General features: G+C 57.9%; 17 protein-coding genes. 8 read left to right on the plus strand and 9 right to left on the minus strand.

The genetic code is table 11. The annotated features are described in order from the left end of the window. Nucleotides 1–50: 50 nt before the first annotated feature. A complete protein-coding gene (locus UB90_RS09710) occupies nt 51–2,360 on the plus strand; it encodes a xanthine dehydrogenase family protein molybdopterin-binding subunit (RefSeq protein WP_065326878.1) in 2,310 nt (769 codons plus the stop codon). Then, on the plus strand, nt 2,338–3,423 hold the full coding sequence (locus UB90_RS09715) for a DUF2235 domain-containing protein (protein ID WP_009178488.1): 1,086 nt from the start codon (nt 2,338–2,340) through the stop codon (nt 3,421–3,423). Before UB90_RS09710 ends, UB90_RS09715 begins: the two co-directional genes overlap by 23 nt. 25 nt (nt 3,424–3,448) lie before the next feature. Here the strand turns inward: UB90_RS09715 and UB90_RS09720 are convergent, their stop codons facing one another. Next, complete coding sequence (locus UB90_RS09720; protein WP_065326877.1) at nt 3,449–4,057, minus strand: GNAT family N-acetyltransferase; 609 nt, start codon at nt 4,055–4,057, stop codon at nt 3,449–3,451. 51 nt (nt 4,058–4,108) lie between these two features. On the opposite strand from UB90_RS09720, the gene UB90_RS09725 reads away from it, so the two are divergent. Next, the gene (locus tag UB90_RS09725; protein WP_065326876.1) at nt 4,109–5,122 is read left to right on the plus strand and encodes an alpha/beta hydrolase; all 1,014 of its coding nucleotides are present in this window, start codon (nt 4,109–4,111) and stop codon (nt 5,120–5,122) included. Between the two features lie 21 nt (nt 5,123–5,143). Here the strand turns inward: UB90_RS09725 and UB90_RS09730 are convergent, their stop codons facing one another. Together UB90_RS09730 and metF are read right to left on the minus strand one after the other, a co-directional pair. Beyond that, complete coding sequence (locus UB90_RS09730) at nt 5,144–5,626, minus strand: PaaI family thioesterase (RefSeq protein ID WP_065326875.1); 483 nt, start codon at nt 5,624–5,626, stop codon at nt 5,144–5,146. Nucleotides 5,627–5,684: 58 nt separating this feature from the next. Beyond that, entirely contained in the window at nt 5,685–6,554 is an 870-nt protein-coding gene (metF, locus tag UB90_RS09735; RefSeq protein WP_009178414.1) for a methylenetetrahydrofolate reductase [NAD(P)H], read from the minus strand. Between the two features lie 157 nt (nt 6,555–6,711). Here metF and UB90_RS09740 point away from each other — a divergent pair, with 157 nt between their 5' ends. Both UB90_RS09740 and UB90_RS09745 read left to right on the plus strand, forming a co-directional pair. Beyond that, nucleotides 6,712–7,617 carry a LysR family transcriptional regulator gene (locus UB90_RS09740; protein ID WP_065326874.1) on the plus strand — a complete coding sequence of 302 codons (906 nt, stop codon included), beginning with the start codon at nt 6,712–6,714 and terminating at the stop codon, nt 7,615–7,617. A gap of 187 nt (nt 7,618–7,804) precedes the next feature. Further along, a complete protein-coding gene (locus UB90_RS09745) occupies nt 7,805–8,590 on the plus strand; it encodes an inositol monophosphatase family protein (protein WP_005613750.1) in 786 nt (261 codons plus the stop codon). A 183-nt stretch (nt 8,591–8,773) separates the two neighbouring features. On the opposite strand, the gene UB90_RS22445 is transcribed toward UB90_RS09745, so the two are convergent. The 3 genes from UB90_RS22445 to putA all read right to left on the minus strand — a co-directional run bounded on the left by UB90_RS22445 (nt 8,774) and on the right by putA (nt 13,543). After that, nucleotides 8,774–9,160 carry a GFA family protein gene (locus UB90_RS22445; protein ID WP_065322378.1) on the minus strand — a complete coding sequence of 129 codons (387 nt, stop codon included), beginning with the start codon at nt 9,158–9,160 and terminating at the stop codon, nt 8,774–8,776. A gap of 26 nt (nt 9,161–9,186) precedes the next feature. Continuing rightward, on the minus strand, nt 9,187–9,957 hold the full coding sequence (locus UB90_RS09750; protein ID WP_065326873.1) for a rhomboid family intramembrane serine protease: 771 nt from the start codon (nt 9,955–9,957) through the stop codon (nt 9,187–9,189). Between the two features lie 178 nt (nt 9,958–10,135). Further along, nucleotides 10,136–13,543, minus strand: a complete 3,408-nt coding sequence (putA, locus tag UB90_RS09755; RefSeq protein ID WP_065326872.1) for a bifunctional proline dehydrogenase/L-glutamate gamma-semialdehyde dehydrogenase PutA — start codon at nt 13,541–13,543, stop codon at nt 10,136–10,138. A 112-nt stretch (nt 13,544–13,655) separates the two neighbouring features. Here putA and UB90_RS09760 point away from each other — a divergent pair, with 112 nt between their 5' ends. From UB90_RS09760 to UB90_RS09770, 3 genes are all read left to right on the plus strand, one after another. Further along, nucleotides 13,656–14,132 (plus strand): Lrp/AsnC family transcriptional regulator, encoded by a 477-nt coding sequence (locus UB90_RS09760; RefSeq protein WP_005613216.1) that lies wholly within the window; start codon nt 13,656–13,658, stop codon nt 14,130–14,132. A gap of 48 nt (nt 14,133–14,180) precedes the next feature. Continuing rightward, nucleotides 14,181–14,750: a tetratricopeptide repeat protein gene (locus UB90_RS09765; RefSeq protein ID WP_065326871.1), complete on the plus strand. Its 570-nt coding sequence runs from the start codon at nt 14,181–14,183 to the stop codon at nt 14,748–14,750. Between the two features lie 320 nt (nt 14,751–15,070). After that, entirely contained in the window at nt 15,071–16,210 is a 1,140-nt protein-coding gene (locus tag UB90_RS09770; RefSeq protein WP_009178354.1) for an AI-2E family transporter, read from the plus strand. Nucleotides 16,211–16,257: 47 nt separating this feature from the next. Here UB90_RS09770 and UB90_RS09775 read toward each other — a convergent pair whose 3' ends face one another. From UB90_RS09775 to UB90_RS09785, 3 genes are read right to left on the minus strand one after another with little or no spacing between them, the layout of a single operon-like run. Next, nucleotides 16,258–17,583 carry an aspartate aminotransferase family protein gene (locus UB90_RS09775; protein WP_065326870.1) on the minus strand — a complete coding sequence of 442 codons (1,326 nt, stop codon included), beginning with the start codon at nt 17,581–17,583 and terminating at the stop codon, nt 16,258–16,260. Between the two features lie 8 nt (nt 17,584–17,591). Then, the gene (locus UB90_RS09780) at nt 17,592–18,701 is read right to left on the minus strand and encodes a phosphotransferase (RefSeq protein WP_065326869.1); all 1,110 of its coding nucleotides are present in this window, start codon (nt 18,699–18,701) and stop codon (nt 17,592–17,594) included. After that, nucleotides 18,698–19,987, minus strand: coding sequence for an ArgE/DapE family deacylase (locus UB90_RS09785; protein WP_065326868.1), 1,290 nt, complete (start codon nt 19,985–19,987; stop codon nt 18,698–18,700). Before UB90_RS09785 ends, UB90_RS09780 begins: the two co-directional genes overlap by 4 nt. Nucleotides 19,988–19,993: the final 6 nt, after the last annotated feature.

Below are 19,993 nucleotides of genomic sequence, written 5' to 3' on the forward strand. Positions count from 1 at the left end.
TCGCGCATTAGGCTCCGCCTGAGCTGAGCGCAGGCAGAGGGAGCCATCTCATGAACCAACGCGTCGAGAAATTTGGAAAAAGTCAGCCGCTCGCACGGGTGGAAGATCAGCGTTTGCTGACAGGTCAGGGTCGCTACATCGAAGATACGATGCCACAGGGCGCGTTGCGGGCCTTTGTCTTTCGCAGCCCCGTCGCCCATGGTGAGATCACGACACTCAACGTCGAGGATGCGCGCGAGGCGGATGGTGTTCATCTGGTGATCACGCAGGCCGATCTGGTTGAGGCCGGTATTGAGGCCCATCTGGACGGGGTGGTGGTGAATAATATCGACGGCAGCAAGGGCGCGGCTCCCGAGCGCCCCGTGCTGGCGGGTCATCGTGTGCGCTACGTCGGCGAGCCTGTGGCGGTGGTCATCGCTGAGACCATGGAACAGGCCCGTGACGCGGCTGAGATGATCGAGTTCGACTATGATGATCTCGATGTGAAACTGGGCCTGACAGTGGGGGGACCCCAGATCCACCCGGAAGCGTCGGACAATCGCGCCTTCAACTGGGGTCTTGGCGATAGAGAGGCGACAGAAGCTGCCTTTGCGCAGGCCGCCCACAGAGTGAGCCTGCAAGTGGCCGACAACCGGATCATTGTAAATTCGATGGAGCCACGCGGTTGCCACGCCACTTGGGAAGATGGTCGGATGCATTTCCACTACGGCGGGCAAGGTGTCTGGGCCATGAAAGAGCAACTGGCCAAGAAATTACATCTCTCAGAAGACAATGTGCATGTGGTGACGCCGGATGTGGGCGGCGGCTTTGGCATGAAGGCAATGCCGTATCCAGAATATTTTGCAGTGGCGCATGCGGCGCGAGTTCTTGATCGGCCAGTTGGCTGGATGTCGGATCGTACCGAAGCAATGCTGAGCGACAACGGCGGGCGAGATCTGACCTCTCTGGCTGAATTGGCCTTTGATGAAAATCTGAAAATCACGGCTTACCGTGTCCACACGCAATGTAACCTTGGGGCTTATAACTCCCACTTTGGTCAGCCGATCCAGACGCAGCTGTTTTCGCGCGTACTTGCTGGGGTTTACGACATTCAGACTGCGTGGCTGGAGGTCGATGGCATCTATACCAACACAACGCAGGTCGATGCCTATCGCGGCGCGGGGCGACCAGAGGCCATTTATGTGCTGGAGCGGGTAATGGACCGCGCGGCGCGGGATCTCGGTGTTGACCCGATGGAACTGCGGCGCAGGAATTTCATCGCGCCTCAAAAATTTCCCTACAAGACCGTCACCGATGAAACCTATGACGTCGGCGATTTTAATCTCGTCCTCGACCGGCTGGTGCAAGAGGCCGACCTGGCTGGATTTGAAACCCGGCGCGCAAAGAATGCGGCAGAGGGACGTTACCGGGGCGCGGGCCTTTGTTACTATATCGAAAGTATTTTGGGCGATCCTTCAGAAACCGCAGACGTCGAATTTCTGGAGGACGGCCGGGTGAACATCTATGTGGGCACGCAAAGCAACGGACAAGGACACGAAACTGTCTTTGCCAAGTTCCTTGCGGACCAGACCGGCATTCCTGTCAGTGCGATTGAGGTCATCCAAGGTGACAGTGACCGTATTGCCAAGGGCGGCGGTACGGGCGGCTCTCGGTCTGTCACGACGCAGGCCAATGCAACCCTGGCCACGGTCGATAAGATGGTGGCGGCCTTCACACCCTTCCTTGCGGAGGAAATGGGCGTCGAAGAGAGTGCTGTCGACTTTGATGGTGAGACCTTCCGCGCACCGGGGTCGAACCTGACACCAACGGTGCTCGAAGCGGCTGATCTTGCACGTGAAAGGGGGCGCACGGACCTGTTGCGCCATCAGGCGGAGGCTTCATTGCCGGGGCGATCTTTCCCCAATGGTGCCCACCTCGCGGAGGTCGTGATCGACACGGAGACCGGACAATCGCGTGTGGACCGCTATACGGTGGTCGATGATTTTGGTAATCTGATCAACCCGATGCTTGCCGAAGGTCAGGTTCATGGCGGGGTCGCGCAGGGCCTCGGGCAGGCGATGCTTGAACATGTGGTTTATGATGCCGATGGCCAGTTGCTCACGGCAACGTTCATGGACTACGCGATGCCCCGCGCTGAGGATATGCCTTGGGTTGGCTTCACGTCCGAACCTGTGCCCTCCACCCAGAACCCTATGGGCATGAAGGGCTGTGGCGAGGCAGGGACCGTTGGCGCGCTGGCGGCCGTGGCCAATGCGGTTCAGGACGCGCTCTGGGATCAGGGCATCCGGCAGGTGGACATGCCGTTCACACCGGTCAAACTATGGGAGTTGATCAAGGATGTTCCTCAAGCGGCTGAGTAAATCAGTTCTGGGATTGTTCGGACGGCCTCGGCTGCTGTCCGCGCAATCCTCAGAGACCGCTCAACGTGGTCCGCAATGTCATGTGATCATCCTTGACGGCACTATGTCGACGCTGGAGCCGGGGCGTGAAACCCATGCCGGGACGGCTTATCGCCTGTGCAAGGAAATGGGGCCACGGGTTTCGGTCTACTATGAGGCGGGCGTGCAATGGAGCGCGTGGAACAAAACCGCAGACGTGATGATTGGGCGTGGCATCAATCGCAAGATCCGCCGCGCTTACGGCTACCTAGCATCGCGCTATCGCCCCGGTGATAAAATCTACCTTCTGGGCTATTCGCGCGGCGCATATGCAGTGCGCTCGCTGGCGGGGATGCTCGGCGCGGTTGGGCTAGTGCGGACCGAGTTTGCCACGGTGCGCCATATCCGCACGGCCTATCGCCATTATCAGATGGGCAGTGGTACAGAAATCCGTGCCGCCTTTCGCGATGCCTATTGCCACCCAGAGGTTGAGGTGGAAATGGTCGGCGCATGGGACACAGTCAAGGCGCTTGGTTTCCGTTTGCCGCTATTGTGGCAATGGTCCGAGGTACGTCACGCCTTTCATGACCACAAACTCGGCTCTCATGTGAAGGCGGGGTATCACGCGCTTGCGCTGAACGAGACGCGCGACGTCTATACGCCTGTGCTGTGGAAAACGACGCCCGATTATTCTGGCCAGCTTGAACAAGTCTGGTTTCGCGGAGCCCATGGCGATGTGGGTGGCCAGCTCGGGGATTACGATGCGGCGCGTCCACTGGCGAACATACCTCTTGTCTGGATGCTGGAGCGGGCGGAAATGTCAGGTCTGCCTCTACCACGCGATTGGCGCATGCGTTTTCCGGTTGATCCGGATGCGCCCTCGGTGGGAACGTGGTCGGGTTGGGGCAAGATTTTCCTGATGCGCAGTCGCCGTAAAGTTGGACAAGATCCAAGTGAAAAAATCCATCCCAGCGTTCAGGTGGGGGATTCACCTAAGAAATCGGGGAATTGGCTGAATATGTTTATGCGTCAGACCCGTCTGTGATGAGCGATTGGCGCAGGTTCGAATTTCAGACCTGCTTGATCATTTCGGTCGCCGTAGAAAAACCAAAGATGGGCGCGGCCAGCCCGAGTTTTTTCACGTCTTGGACCACAAAACCCTCGCGCTCATAGAGTGCGCGCGCCCGCGGATTGGTGTCGATGACATCCAGACGGACCCGTTGTAGCTGAGAATGCGCGGCATGACCCATGATCGCGTGCAAGAGCGCCGTGCCCACACCCAAGCCGCGCGCTCGGGGTTCGACAAAAATCCCATCCATCAAGAGGGTTCCGTTCTCGCACGCGCGCTCCAGAGTGCTGACCAACAGGCCACGCCAAACCGCTCCAAACAGGCCATAGACCTGACGCAGATCATCGAACTCGCCTCCGATAAAGCTGCCATTGGGGGTTTTGAAGCCGGCCGCACCGAGAAAGTCACCAGATGCAGAGACGGCGCTGATTGCGTGATCTGGCTGCAGAACACGCTCAACAAAGGTGATGGCCTTCTGTTCTGGTCCAAGCGGATAGCGCAATTTGCGTGAAAACGCCTGCCAATACCCGCGCGCGGCTTGGGCGCGATGTTCCGGTCGCAGGCCCGATTCAATGACATATTTTGCGGACTCGCCGTTTGAGTTTGTCATGATGCCTCCCTAAATCCAAAGAGATATGGATTTTTATAAGGCGGCATTCAATTGAAGAGACACATTTTCATCGCCGCAGGCGTTGTTGCCTGTTTGCTGGCGGCACTCGTATTCTGGCGTCTGCTGGATCATGATCTGGGGTGGCGTAACAGTACTGCATTTCAATTTCGCACGCTTCAGGGCGAGGTTTCAGGCACGCTCTGGTTACCCGATGATGCACCGCGTGCGGCGATTGTGCTGGTTCACGGGGACGGGCCGCAGGATCGTACCTCGAACGGGGGGTATGCGCCCTTAATCAACACTTTGTTGGATCGCGGAATTGCGGTAGCGGCGTGGGATAAGCCGGGCATAGGTGCGTCTGCAGGGGATTGGTTGATGCAGTCGATGGCGGACCGTGCAATGGAAACCCGCGTGGCGCTGGCAGAGCTGGATTTACGATTTGAAAACATACCAGTTGGGGCAATGGGGTTTTCGCAAGCAGGCTGGGTGTTGCCACAACTGGAGCCCGAAGTCTCAGATTTCCTTGTGCTGATTGGGCCAGCAGTTTCGTGGCAAGCGCAGGGCGAGTATTACACCCGGACGCGGCTAGTGCGAGAAGGACGCGGCACTGAAGAGATCGAGCAGAGACTGCGTGACGCGGCAAAACAGGATGAGATTTTATTCTCCGCCGATCGCCCACCTGCGGATTTGCCAGAGGATATGACACCGGCGCGCTGGCGCTTCATCCGTATCAATCGCACGGTTGATGCCAGTGCTGATCTGGCAGCGCAAACCTTGCCTGTCTTGGCGATTTGGGGGGCGAAAGATCTGAATGTCGATGCGCAGGCAGATGCTGCGGCTTACCAAGATCTATTAGTAGATGGAGCTGCTGGCACTCAAATCCAGCTTTGGCCGGAGGCCACTCATGGGTTACTTCGGGCGGGTCCCTATAACTATCAATTGGTTGATGAATGGCCGTGGCATGCAAAGCTGCGCTTTTTCTTTGAGGGGCGGCACGCCTTTGCACCGGGGGCGTTGGATATGATTTCCGACTGGATCTTGGCCCAATCGGCGAACGATCCCTGAGAGGTGGATTGGACCGTTAGATCACGGGGCAACTTTCATCACGATACAGGTGGTCGACCCCGTCGCATAGAGCTTGCCATCCTCGACCCCACGGATTTCGCCATGAGCAACACCCGTCGAGCGCCCCACGTGATCGATTTCGCCCCAGCAATCAATGGTCATGCCAAGTGGGATGGAGCGTAAGATATTGATCTTGAGTTCAAGCGTTGTGTAGACGGAACCTTTCGGTACACGGGTCATCACGGAGCAGGCCATGGCACTATCCAATAGCGTGCCGTACCACCCGCCATGCACGGTGCCCATCGGGTTGGTGACGTTGAATTCGGGTGTGCCGCGAAACACGACACGGCCCGGCTCAACGCTCTTCAGGTGATAGCCAAGTGTTTCGCCAATCGGCGGGCCGGGCATGCGACCCTCAAGGATGCCGGTCATGAAATCAAGACCAGAGATCTGCGCGACCTCAGCGAGCGGCATCAGGTCCGTGGGGGATTTTGCAACCGACATGACGTCCTCCAGTCTGCGTTGTGCAAACGCTAGGAGGGCGCCATGGGCTCAACAAGTGTTACGCGACGTTCTGCAGGCGCGCTTTGGATTTTACACCAAGCGCATGGCACACATCGCGGGTCAGTTCCGGGCGATTCAACGTGTAGAAATGCAGCTTCTTCACGCCGCCATCCAGAAGTTCAGTGCAGAGTTCACTGCAAAGTGCCGTCGCCAGTAGGTCGCAACGATCATCGCGCTGTGCTTTCTCAAAGGCCTCGTCGAGCCACGCCGGAATGGTTGTGCCACAGGCTTCGGCAAAGCGGCGCACACCTTTCCAGTTCTCGATCGGCAGAATGCCGGGAGTGATACGATCGGTGTCAATGCCCGCCTTGGCGCAGGCATCGCGGAAGCGGAAGAAGCTCTCGGCCTCAAAGAAAAATTGCGTCAGCGCCTCATCGGCTCCGGCGTCCAGTTTGCGCTTGAGCCACTCCACATTGGCCTGCTGGCTGGCAGCTTCGGGGTGGCTCTCAGGGTAGGCCCCGACGCGCAGGTTGAATTTACCCTTGGCCGCCAGCGCTTCGATCAGTTCCACTGAAGAACCAAAGCCATCCTCAGTCGGGGTGAAACGGCCCTGTTCTTTCGGCGGGTCGCCACGCAGCGCAACAATATCCGTGATGCCTGCCGCGGCGTATTGATCCGCAATGTCGAGGGTTTCCTGTCGCGTTGCAGACACGCAGGTCAAATGCGCCGCAACCTTGAGGCCGGAGTTCTTATGCAGCGTCGTCACTGCATCGCGGGTCAATTCGCGAGTGGTGCCGCCCGCACCGTAGGTGACGGACACAAAGCGCGGTGCCAGCGGTGCCAGAGACTGCACCGTGTCCCAAAGCCGGAAGGATGCTTCGAGGTTTTTGGGCGGAAAGAATTCAAAGGAAATCTCTGGCGTGGTCACTGTCGTGGCTCCTCGGAGGCGGAGCGCCCTTGGTCGTGCGCTCGGAATGTCGTGTTTTGCGTCACTTGTGTCGCATCAGGTTTGACCCCTTTTCACATGAGAGCTATCAGTGAATCAAACTCATATTTCTCAAGAACAACATGAGGCGGATCGAAGTATGCATATCGAGTTTCGTCACCTTCGCACCATCAAGGCGATCCATGAGGCGGGAGGATTGGCGCGGGCTGCGGATCAGCTGAACATCACCCAAAGCGCGCTTAGCCATCAGATCAAAGGGCTGGAAGAACAGGCCGGGGTAGAGTTGTTTCTACGCCGTTCCAAGCCGATGAAACTCTCGGCAGCGGGGTTGCGCCTGTTGCGGCTGGCGGAACAGGTCTTGCCACAGGTCGAAGCGGCACAGGCAGAATTCTCTGCCCTGCGTGACGGCGAGGCGGGGCGGCTTCATATCGCCATTGAATGTCACGCCTGTTTTGAATGGTTGTTTCCGGTGCTTGAGGGGTTTCGCAAAAGCTGGGGCGATGTGGATGTGGACATCCGTCCCGGTTTGGCCTTTGAGGCGATGCCTGCGTTGATGCGCGAGGAGGTGGATCTGGTGGTCACATCCGACCCCGAGGACATGTCCGGTGTCACCTTTATTGAGCTTTTTGATTACAATCCGGTGTTTGTGGCCTCTGCCCAGCATGCGCTTGCCTGCAAACCCTATGTGGAGGCAGAAGATTTTCGCGGTCAAACGCTCATTACCTATCCTGTGGAGCGCACGCGCCTTGATGTGTTCAGCCAGCTTCTGATTCCGGCCGGGGTGGAGCCTGCAAGTATTCGCAAGGTCGAGCTGACGGCGGTGATCCTCTTGCTCGTGGCCTCCAATCGCGGTGTTTCGGTGCTGCCGGACTGGGTGGTGCGTGAGGTGAAATATTCCTCGGATTACGTCACGCGCCCGCTGACCAAAGAGGGCATTACCCGCAGGCTTTATGCAGCCATTCGCAGCGATGATGAGAGCAAGCCTTTTATGCAAGAGCTGATCCGGCTCGCACGTGTCGAAGCACGCAAGCTGCAACAGCAATAGACCCGCCTGCTATTGGGCCTGTAAGAACGATGTTTTAGATGCGGGGGCGCATTGTCGCCGTCGTTCTTATGCGCCCAGTGCATGGCTGAAACTTCCTCGCAACAGGGCTTGGCCTCTTGGCAACTGCGGCCAGCCCGTGTATGGGCACCCTTTGACCGACATCTCCCCCGCAAGGACAGCTCGTACAATGATTGGTAGCGCAAATCTCAACGTGATGATCAAGGCCGCTCGCAAGGCAGGCCGTTCCCTGGTGAAGGATTTCCGCGAAGTGGAAAACCTGCAGGTCTCCACCAAGGGGGCCGGAGATTTTGTGAGCCGCGCGGATATCGCCGCCGAGAAGATCCTCAAAGACGAGCTGATGGGCGCGCGTCCCACCTATGGCTGGCTTGCTGAAGAGGGGGGCGAAACCCCCGGCGAAGATCCAACGCGTCGTTGGATCGTGGACCCCTTGGATGGCACCACCAACTTTTTGCACGGTCTGCCCCATTGGGCAGTCTCCATCGCGCTGGAACATAAAGGCAAGATCGTTGCAGGGGTGATTTATGACGCCGCCAAAGACGAGATGTTCTTTGCCGAAAAAGGCGCAGGCGCTTGGATGAATGAGACCCGCATTCGCGTCTCTGCCCGTCATCGCATGATCGAGTCGATTTTTGCTACTGGTCTGCCCTTTGCAGGTCGTGCAGACCTGCCGGAAACTCTGCATGATCTGGCGCGTCTGATGCCTGCCTGTGCCGGGGTGCGGCGCTGGGGGGCGGCGGCGCTTGATATGGCCTATGTGGCTGCGGGTCGTTACGAGGGATTCTGGGAACGCCGCCTCAACGCTTGGGATTTGGCGGCTGGGATCATCATCGTCAAAGAGGCGGGTGGTCTGTGCGAAGCTTTGGACGCCGATGAGTCAATCATCGAGAGCGGTGACGTGATTTGCGCCAACGAGCCGATCTTTGAGAACTTCACCAAGGTGATCCGCGGCTGATAAGGCTGCTTGGCTGCCTTAAGGTGGCGACAGAGTTTGAAGACACCCCAGTTGCGTCATACCGCAGCGGGGTGTTTCTCGTTGAACGCAGGTGCTTTTGCTGCACCAGAGGCGCATCGTTCGTGTCTCCTGTCGGATGCCTCCGGCGGAGGTATTTGCAAAAGGTGAAAACGCAGGGCTGCACTAATCGGTTGTGCGGTCTGAAGGGTGGTTAACCCCGTCATTCCAAGGAATTTCGCCGTATGTTTGCGCATGGGTGCGCGGATTGCCCGCGTCGATACAGCCGAGGTTTACTCCGCATTCGGACGGGTTTGAGCGGCGTTGGTGGTAGACGTATATGCCGCAGGTTTTGCAAAAATAATGTTTCGCAGTGTGTGTGCCCCAAGTGTAGAGGCTCAGATTGTCGCCTCCGCGCAAGAGTTCGACAGAGTCTGCATGGGCGGTGACGGCTGCCGCACCCCTGCGCAGGCAGAAGGAACAATCACAACGGCTTGCAGAGGCGAGGCCCTGTGGAAAAGCGGCAGTGATCTCGACCGCGCCACAGTGGCAGCTGGCGGTGTGGTGTTCCATGTACGCCTCCTTTGGCAGAAGTTATGTTATTTGCCCCATGGTCCACTGGGGCGACGTGGAAGATTTCTGGCCACCCGTGGGATGCGGCTTGCACTATAGGTGGTTTCCGGGTGAGGGGGCTGGCCATGGGTGCGAGACCAGTATCTGGGCCCGCCGCGTTTGAGCCAGAGCGGAACCGTAAGTGCCAGTCCGATGAAGAAGCCGCCAGCATGTGCCCAGTATGCGACACCACCAAGGTTCGGATCGGCATTGAGGCCACCAAAAAACTGCATTGCAAGCCAAAGCCCGAGCATGATGAAGGCGGGTATGGGAATGATGCGAAAGAAGATGATCAGAATGATCAATATATCGACGCGCGCCTTTGGGAACATCAAGAGATAGCCCCCCATAACGCCCGCGATCGCACCAGATGCTCCGACTAAAGGGACATTGGACATTGGTGCAGACATCACATGTACGAGCGTCGCGCCGACGCCTGAGACGAGATAGAACAACAAGAAGGGTAGATGGCCCATCTCGTCTTCCATATTGTCGCCGAAGATCCACAAAAACAGCATATTGCCGGCCAGATGCATAATACCGCCATGAATGAACATGGAAGTGAGCAAGGTGAGCGGTGCGTCCCCCATCATGATCTCGCGCGGGACAGCAGCGAAAGTGGCGTAGAACAACGCCATACTGCGGTCGGTGGGGAAGCTCGTGGAATACCAAAGATAGCCAAGAATATTGGCCGCCATCAGCAGATAGACGACATAGGGCGTTCGGCCAGATGGGTTGTGGTCGCGTAGAGGAAACATGCGCTGACGCTGAGCCGTTGACGCGGGGAGGTCAAGCGAAATGGCAGGTTTGGGCGATATGTCTCGCCTGATCTGAAGTGTGCGACTGAGGTGACCTTAGGTCCACGGGAAACTTATGTCTAAAAAGGCCTCGCCGCCCGCCCCAAGGATGGGCGGCGAGGATTGTTCGAGGTGAGCGTTAGCCGTTGCCGCCCAGAAGGGCCGCGTTACCACCGGCGGCGGTGGTATCGACGCAGACGTGACGTTCCGCGAGGACGCGTGCGCGGTCCGGGGCTCCGGGGATGAGCGGGACAATCGGTCCGTCACGTTTGGCGAGGCTTTGTTCGATTTCGCGACCGGTGGCCTCATCGCCCCACCACAACACGCCGGAGATCCCGTCGAGATGCTGGAGACGATGCAGATCTACCATTCCGTTGGCCTTAATCGCGGTTCCACCGAGATCCGTGACCATTTTGGCCTGTTCGGTAACGGCATCCTTGCCGGGGCCCATGCACAACAGAGGCGCCCGCGCCGAAACCGTCAGACGGTTCGATTCACCTGTAGGGCCGGGCAGGGAGGTGGTTTCCGGGCGTCCGGGCTGGCCGCTCTCGCCGGGGATTTCGCCCATGGTCTGATCCCAAACAGCAGTGCTCTGGCGGCGATCCGGGGCGCAGAACCGGGCCAGATAGTTGGGGCCACCCGCCTTGGGTCCGGTGCCGGAAAGGCCCTCGCCGCCAAAGGGTTGGCTGCCAACGATTGCGCCGATCTGGTTGCGGTTCACATAGATGTTGCCCGCGTGGATACGGTCACACACGTGCTGCACGCGGTCATCAATCCGGGTTTGCAGACCAAAGGTCAGCCCATAACCAGTGACGTTGATGGCATCGATCACGTCATCAAGTTCGCGCGACTTGAAGGTTGCCACATGTAGTACCGGACCAAAGATCTCTTCTTTGAGATCACTGATCCCGCCGATCGAGATCATCGTCGGGCCAACAAATGTCCCTCCCTGCGGGGCCTGCATTTCCTTGAGCACGCGGCCTTCAGTGCGGGCCTGGTCAATGTGGGCGAGGATTTTTGCGCGCGAACCTTCGTCGATAACCGGGCCACTGTCGGTGGACAGATGCCATGGATCGTCAAGATCCAGCACTTCCATTGCGCCCTTGAGCATGGTCAGCACATCTTCGGCGACGTCCTCTTGCAGGTAGAGGCAACGCAGCGCCGAGCAGCGCTGGCCCGCAGACTGAAACGCGCTCTCGACCACGGCTTGCACGGCCTGTTCCGGCAGTGCGGTAGAGTCCACGATCATCGCGTTCAGACCACCGGTTTCGGCGATCAGGGGCGTGCCGGGCGCGCAATGCTCAGCCATGGCCGAACGGATGCGCATGGCCGTCGCGGTAGAGCCGGTGAAGGCCACACCACCTACACGCGCATCACCGGTGATCGCCGCACCAACCTTGGAGCCACGACCGGGCAGGAACTGCAGCACTTCGCGCGGAACACCTGCCTCGTGCATCAGCTCAACCGCTCGGAAGGCCACCAACGGAGTTTGATCGGCAGGTTTGGCCAGCACAGCGTTGCCTGCAGCGAGCGCCGCCGACACCTGTCCGGTGAAGATCGCCAGTGGGAAGTTCCACGGCGAAATGCAGGTAAAGATCCCTGCAGGTGCAGCATTGGGGATGCGGGAAGCGTAATAGCGAAGGAAATCCACCGCCTCGCGCAGTTCCGCCACAGCGTCCATCTGGGTTTTGCCTGCTTCACGGGCCAGAAGCGCGAACAACTCGCCAAAATTGGCTTCATAGAGGTCGGCCGCTTTGTTGAGCGCCGCCGCGCGCACCTTTGCTGGAGCGTCCCAAATATTGGCGGAGGCAAGGGCAAGTTCCACATCCTCGGCGCTGGATTGGGCGACGGAACCGATTTCGCTGAGATCGCTGGGGTTAGTGACCGCAACGCGGGTTTCAGGCGTTGCCTCGCCCGCGATCAGTGGCACCGCGTCCCATGTGGCATCGCGGAAAGGGGCGCGGGCTTGTTCGATCGCGGCCAAAGTTGGCGCGTGACGCAGATCGAACCCTTTGGAGTTGGTCCGTTCCGGCTGGAACAGGTTCGGGCCGGTGGGAATATCCGTCGACAGGTCGTCCACCTGCAGGAAAGGATCCGCTGCAACCTCGCTTGGCGGCACGTCTTCGTCCACGATCTGGTTCACGAAGGAGGAGTTGGCGCCGTTTTCCAGAAGACGCCGCACCAAATAGGCGAGCAGATCGCGGTGCGCCCCAACCGGCGCGTAGATGCGGCAGCGGGTTTTGTTCTTGTCCATCACCATCTGGTGCAGGGTCTCACCCATGCCGTGCAGGCGCTGGAACTCATAGGCCTGACCGTCCTCGGCCATGTGCAAAATGGCGCTGACGGTGTGAGCATTGTGGGTGGCAAACTGCGGGTAGATCCGATCTGTGCGCGACAGGAGTTTGCGCGCATTGGCGATATAGGACACATCCGTGAGCGCCTTGGAGGTGAAGACCGGAAAGCCGTCCATCCCCTCAACCTGAGCGCGTTTGATCTCGGTGTCCCAATAGGCCCCTTTCACCAGACGCACCATGAAGCGGCGGTCGTATTTTTCCGCCATCTCGTAGAGCGCATCAATCGCCAGCCCGGTGCGTGGACCATAGGCTTGAACGACAACACCAAAGCCGTCCCAGCCCTTGAGTGCTGGATCAGAGATCACCTCCTCGATCACTTCGAGCGAGATCGACAGGCGGTCGGCCTCCTCGGCGTCGATGTTGAGACCCATTTTTGCAGCCTTGGCCAACAGCGCCAGTGCCTTCAGGCGCGGCACCAGTTGTTGCTTGACCGAGGCTTCTTTGGCGATCTCGTAGCGCGGGTGCAGCGCCGAAAGCTTGACTGAGATGCCGGGGTTTTCGCGGATGTCGCTGCTTGTGCAAGCACTGGCAATAGCTGAGATCGCGCGGGAGTAGGCAAGGTGATAGCGCGATGCATCGGCTTCGGTCCGCGCAGCCTCGCCCAGCATGTCATAAGAATAGGTATAGCCTTTGGCTTCCATCCCGGAAGCGCGCTTCATCGCGCTCTCGATGGTCTCGCCCAATACGAACTGGCGTCCCATCTCCTTCATCGCGCGACCAACGGCGGTGCGGATGACCGGCTCACCCAGACGTTTGATCGCGCCGCGCAGGGCACCGACGGGGCTTTTTTCCTCGTCCAGTACTTTGCCGGTCAGCATGAGCGCCCAAGTGGAGGCATTGACCAGCGAAGAGGTCGATTTTCCCATATGTTTGCCCCAGTCCGAGGGGGCGATTTTATCCTCGATAAGTGCGTCAATGGTATCCGCATCCGGTACCCGCAGCAGCGCCTCGGCCAGACACATCAGTGCCACGCCTTCGTCGGTCGACAGGCCATATTCAGCGAGGAAGACCTCCATCAAGCCGGGCGAGGAATGGCCGCGAATGTCCGTCACCAATTGGGTGGCGGAGGCGCAGATGGCAGAGCGATCCGCCTCGGAAAGAGCAGCCTGTGCCACCAGCGCGTCGCGCATGTTGGCCTGGTCCACATAGGTTCCGGCATCAATCCGGTCGCGCAAGCGCATATCACGAGTCATTTCTGTTCCCCTTGGTCAGAGATTTTTCCCCTTTTATCCTGTCCTCACTGGTCATTTGTCCTGATTGTTGCGATAGTACAGGACAAATGCGTTTATTTGCGGAGGGTTTTTGATGCAATCGCGCTTTCCCGGATTGGACCGGTTCGATCAGGCGATTCTGCGCGAGTTGAGCCACAATGGCCGCAGTTCCGTATCTGACTTGGCCCGCGCTATCGGCCTGTCGAAATCGCCCACGCAGGCACGGTTGAAGCGGCTGGAGACGGAAGGGATCATTCAGGGCTACCGCGCCATGATTGATCCGATCCGGCTGGGGCTTGATCACGTGGCGTTCGTTGAGGTGAAACTCACCGACACGCGCGAGGCGGCGCTGGCGTCGTTCAACGCTGCGGTGGTGCAAGTGGCCGAAATCGAAGAGGTTCATATGCTGGCCTCACATTTTGACTATCTGCTGAAAGTTCGCTGCCGATCCATGTCAGATTTCCGCGCAGTTCTGGGTGAGAAGATCTCCTCCCTGCCGCATGTTTCTTCCACTTCGACCTACATGTCGATGCAAGCGGTAAAGGACGACGCGGGCCTCGGACCGATCTGACGCGCAAATGTGACTTGCCTGCGGTCGCATGAGCACCACCTATATAACATGTTTATGCGTGTCGTGTTGCCCACTGTTTTTACTTTTGCCCTATCCAGTACGGCCTTCGCGCAGGGATGCCCGGAAGCACCGGACCACTCCGCATCGATTGCAGCACTATTGGCAGACGTTCAGGCGGCGGAGAGTGAAGCTGAGGCACAGCGCCTCGGCAATCAGCTTTGGGAGTTTTGGGCGGATGCGCCCGACGCCCGCGCGCAAGAAATTCTGGATCGCGGAATGACACGTCGCTCCGCCTATGACTTTCTGGGGGCGTTATCGGATTTTGATCGGCTGATCGATTATTGCCCGGAATATGCCGAGGGCTATAACCAACGTGCTTTTGTGCATTATCTGCGCCGCGATTTTGCCGCCGCGCTACGCGATCTGAACCGCGCCTTGGAGTTGTCTCCACAGCATGTCGCTGCCCTAAGTGGCCGGGCATTATCGCTTCTGGGGTTGTCGCGCCTTGATGAGGCAAGAGCGACCCTCCAAGAGGCGCTTAACCTCAACCCGTGGCTGCCAGAGCGGTATCTTCTCGACCCAGGCGGGCCGTTGGCAGATGATGCGGTCGAACTCTAGGCTCAGGTATCCATTGATTTGCGTATGGAGGCGGGCAGGGGTCTGTACACGCTTGATCTCTTCTGGTTGAGCGACGCCTAGATGGCGTGCCTGCGTATTAGGCAAAAGACTGTGCTTCGCGCCTAAAAGCACCCTGATATCTTCCAATCCGTCATCGCATTCGTCATCTACGTGGTATCACCCCTGATCCCATCTGGCCGATCATACTGTGCCCTTTGAGGGGTGAAACCACTGGAGGTGACGTCGTATTTGCATTCGCTGATCGAATTGTGTCATCTCGCCGAGAAGTCCATAGTCCCATCAGGCAAGAAAGCGGGATCATGTCGAAAGATAGCAACAAGATGTCAGGGTTTTTGGATGAAGTCGAAAGCCATGCTCGGCTGCGTACGGTTGCGCTGATCATTATCGCGTTTGCTGTGGTCTTGTTCTTGCTGGTTCAGGCACGTTTTCTTCTTATTTCATTGGCTGTTGCGATTATCTTATTTTCGCTCACCTCAGATGTGATCCGCCTGATCGCACGTCAGCGCATTGGGCGACTAGGTGTGCCAAACTGGCTTGCATCGGTTGCGGCGTTATTGCTCATTTCCACCGCATTGCTGTTGTTGTCGTCGATCCTTTTGGCGCAACTTAATACAGTGCTGAGTACGACGCTGTCTTATGCGGAACGCGCGCCATCTGCGGTGGCCTCTCTTTTTGCATGGATGGGTGAAGACGTGGAACGGGCTGTGCTCAACTCGTTGAACAGTGTCGAATTGTCGAGCTATGTACGCACCGTTGCCGGGCAAGCTGGCAACCTGATGCAGGGCACAGTTCTGGTTATTCTATTTGTTGGTTTTTTGTTTGCGGAGCGCATTTGGTTTAGCACCAAAATGTCGAATTTCTTCGGTGATGAGGCTCAGGCCGAACGTGCGAACAAGATCATTACCTCGATCATTCACCGCGTGAACTACTACCTACTCGTCAAAACCGCCGTGAGTGTGATCACTGGCGTAATGGTGTATGCAGTCGCGTCATTCTTTGGCATCGAATTGGCACTGTCTCTGGGCATCTTGACCTTCATACTGAATTACATCCCCAACATTGGCTCCATTGTTGCGACGGGGATGGTGGCGTTGGTTGGGTTCGTTGAAACCGGAGAACCCACCTCGACCGCCTTGCTGTTCTTGATCACGGGGCTGATTCAGTTTGTGAATGGCAATGTGATCGACCCTTTGCTAATGGGCCGCGCGCTGCGTTTGTCTTCTTTTGGGATCATCTTGAGCCTTGCATTCTGGGGAGCCGTCTGGGGCGTACCTGGCATGTTTCTGTCGGTTCCGATCATGGTCATGATGCTGGTAATCTGCAGCCATGTACCCGGGTTGCGAAAGGTTGCAGTCTTGCTCTCTCGGGAAGGCCTTCCAGAAGATGAGCGCGAACTCGATCGCTTTAACGATGAAATCGAGGACCGGAAGGCACTTTGAATTTGCGCCTCGGCGCGAGTAGCGCAGTTCCCCCCCCACAAGAATGCTCATCGCTGAGTTGCAGCTGCGAACGCGGCCTCAATGGCATCCAAGAAAAGTTGTGCTTCGGTCTGCTGCAAGGCAAGTGGCGGGCGGATTTTGAGAATATTAGCTCCCGGGCCTGTCGCGCTTATGAGAACACCGTTTTCGCGCAAGTGATTGACTACAAAATGCGCAAGCGTTGCATCAGGTCTATGCGTCTCGTGCGAGGTGATGCATTCGACCGCGAGAAACAATCCAGCGCCTCGAACATGACCGATCTTCGGGTATCGGGTCGCGATATGCTGCAAACCCGCCTTGAGGAATGCGCCTACTTTAGCGGCGTTGGCTTGCAAACCTTCCTCCGCGATCACATCAAGCACTGCCATTCCCGCGGCTGCAGCGACAGGGTTTCCGCCAAAGGTGTTGAAATAACGCGCTTTCTCTCCAAACTCCTGAACGAGTTCGGGCCGCATCGCAGCTCCCGAAAGTGGGAAACCATTGCCCATAGGTTTGCCCATAGTGACCATGTCGGGCACGACCCCATGGCGTTGAAATCCCCAGAACGTATCTCCTGTACGGGCAAAGCCGGGCTGCACTTCGTCGGCGATAAAAAGCCCGCCCTCGGCGCGAATCAGATCGACTGCCGGTTGCAGAAAACCCGCCGGATCAGGGTGCAAACCGTCGCTAGAAAAGATCGTGTCGACAATGAATGCGGCAGGCTCAATCCCATCGGCACGCATCTGCGCAATCGCGTGTGCCAGATCGGTTGCGAGTTTGGGACCTTGTTCGGCTGCAGGGATACGTAACGTATCCGGGGCATCAATCAGGCGGATGCGGGAACTGCGTGGGGTGAATTCCCCTAACGAGGGGGAAAGTTCGGCAACCGCTTCGGTCAGCCCGTGATAGGCAAGACGGGTAACGATCACGCCCTGCCGCCGGGTATAACTTCGTGCAATACGCAGGGCGATATCGTTTGCCTCAGACCCGGTGCAGGTGAACATGACATGCCCAAGTGGGTCAGGCATTGTTGCCAATAGACGCTCAGCATAGTTCACAACGCCTTCATGCAGATAACGGGTGTGGGTGTTCAAGGTGCTGAGCTGGTTGGAAATTGCCTCCACCACATGGGGATGGCAATGACCGACAGATGCGACGTTGTTATACGCATCCAGATATCGGCGTCCGTCCTTGTCCCAAAGCCAGACCCCTTCACTGCGCTGGATATGCAGCGGCTGATCGTAAAAGAGCCGGTAAGCTGGACCAAGCGCCTTGGTCCGGCGGTCGATCAGGGCCTTGTCGGTTGCGTCGAGCGCGCTCGCCCGAGCACTGTCATAGGCGTTTATCATGGTCATGGGTCACTCTATATTGCCGCCGCGCGTTTCAGGGCGTTGATCACGGTTGCGTCACCAATTTGGTCAAGCGTGGCAAGCCCACGCTGCGCGGCGTCAGCATTGCGTAGAATGTACGGCGCATTAGCTGGATACCGGCGCGCGCGCGACGCACCGATAGCAAGCGTTGTGGTATGGCGCAGGCGAATGAGGCTTGGCAAAAGTGCGATTTCATCAGGCTCTAGCTGGAGGCAGTTCGTATAGCCTGCCACCATCTCGCAGATCGCACGCAGCGGATCGGTTCCACTTCCGATCTGATAGGAGCAGGCCACGGCAAGATCGCATGCAATCGGCGTGTGCACCATATCCCCAAAATCAATCAGCCCAACGGGGTAGGTGGCATGGGGAGCATCGACCAAAATATTGTGCGGATTAAAATCATTATGCACGATCTGCGCTCTGAGACGCGGCAGCAATGGCGCGATTTCAGCCTCAAAGTGATCAAGCGTGCGCTCCAATTGAGCGCGCAGGTTGATGTCCTGCATATCCGTCAAAAGTGGACGTAAATGGTGCGCCCGTTTGATGTCCCATTGCAGGAAATGATTTCCGCCGGCGTGAAAAAAGCTACGCAAACCACGAGTTACGCGCGCATGGAAGTTTCCCAATGCAGGGTAAAGGTTGGGGCCGGGCGTTGCATGACTGAGGGTCGTTCCTTCCAGATAAGACATCAGCCGCACAACGTGGCTTTGACCGTCAGATGCCGTGACAATCTCCGCAGCTTTGCCGTTCAGGCTGGCGCAGATCCGTTGTACGGGCAGGGTGGGATCGGTTGCGGCAAGATGCATCAGCGCCGCAGTCTGCATATCTGTTACCGTGCGCGCTTCGGCAGCATTGGTGATCTTCAGGAGCGCCCGTTCGCCTGTTGGCAGGGTAATCAGGAAGTTGGCGTCTTTTTCCGCCGATAACGGTTTGATCGCGCCTGACAGGCCATAACACCGCAAGGCGGTTTCTGCTGCAAGCGCGCAATCAAAAGCGGGGGGATCCTGCGCCAGCAAATCCGTTTTAGGGCTGGCCTCTTCGAGCAGCACTCCGCTCAGAAAAGGGGGGAGACCGTTTCGTGGGATTAACCCCGCATCGCTCATGGGGTGATGTCCTCAGTCCCACACCATTCGGCGATAAACAGTGCCATGGCTTGGGTGATTTTCTTGATCGAACTGAGGCTGACGGATTCATTTATCCCGTGAATATTGCGCGACTTCGGTCCGTAGCAGAGCGCCGGGATCTTGTTATAGAGCGCATATACCCGCGTATCGAGATAACCGGCTGTCATAAAGGATTGAAGCGGTGCGCCGATGGCGCTCTCGTGGGCGCGTTCCAACACCGCTTCGGCCTCGCTGCCCAGCTCCAGCACGTAGCCTTCGGCATGAAAGCCGTTAAAGACGATCTTTGGCGGATTGTTGGACAAGAAACCATCGGTCTGGGCGAAGGCTTTGACCCGTTCGGTGATTTCGCGTGCGGCGTCTTCTGCACTGCGGCCGGGGTAGATGGAAACACGGCAATCGATGTTGCACCACGACGGCACCGAAGAGGCCCAATCGCCACCTTCAATCTTGCCTATATTGAGGTTGATCGGATGTGCTTCCTCCTCGAAATGGGGATGGTTTCCTTTCTCGGCGTTCCAATCCTCCTCCATGGCGCGCAGGGCTGTGATGACGCGGGTGGCCGCATCAATCGCATTTGCGCCTTCGCCCATTTCACGCACATGCACAGGGACGCCACGCACCTGCACCTGAAACCAGATGACGCCGGTATTGGCACGCACCAGCATTTCCTCTTCCGGCTCTGGGATCAGCACTGCATCAGCGGTGTAGCCCTGTAAAAAGGTCTGCAAAGCACCGTTGCCGGTGGATTCTTCCTCCACCACAGATTGTATGTAAACCGTTGCAGCCGGTTGCAGCCCGATCCGGCGCAGCGCATCCAGTGCAAAAATATTTGCCGCTGCCCCCGCCTTCATATCGCCCGCGCCCCGGCCATACATCCAGTCTCCTTCAATTCTGGCGGAGAAGGGCGGGTTATCCCACATATCGTGCAGCCCCTCCGGCACCACATCGAGATGAGATTGAAGGATCAATGAGCGACCAACCTCTTTGGCTGGACGGTGGATTCCCACCACGATTGGGGCGTCGGAGTGGTCGTCTGAGTATTTCGAACCGCCCGGATGCGCCTCGATTGCAGCACGGTCCATCTTGAAACGGTCCATCGCATAGCCACGATTTTGTAAGGTGCGAAACAGAAGATCCTGGATTGCATGCTCGTGGCCGCGCAACGATGGGATTTGCACCAATTGTTGCGTATAGCTGATTTGGTCTGCGAACCCGTCGTCAACCGCCTGAAGGATGCGCGCTTTGAGGTCTGGATCGAGGGACATGTCGTT

Source organism: Tritonibacter mobilis (genome assembly GCF_001681715.1).
GTDB classification, from domain to species: domain Bacteria; phylum Pseudomonadota; class Alphaproteobacteria; order Rhodobacterales; family Rhodobacteraceae; genus Epibacterium; species Epibacterium mobile.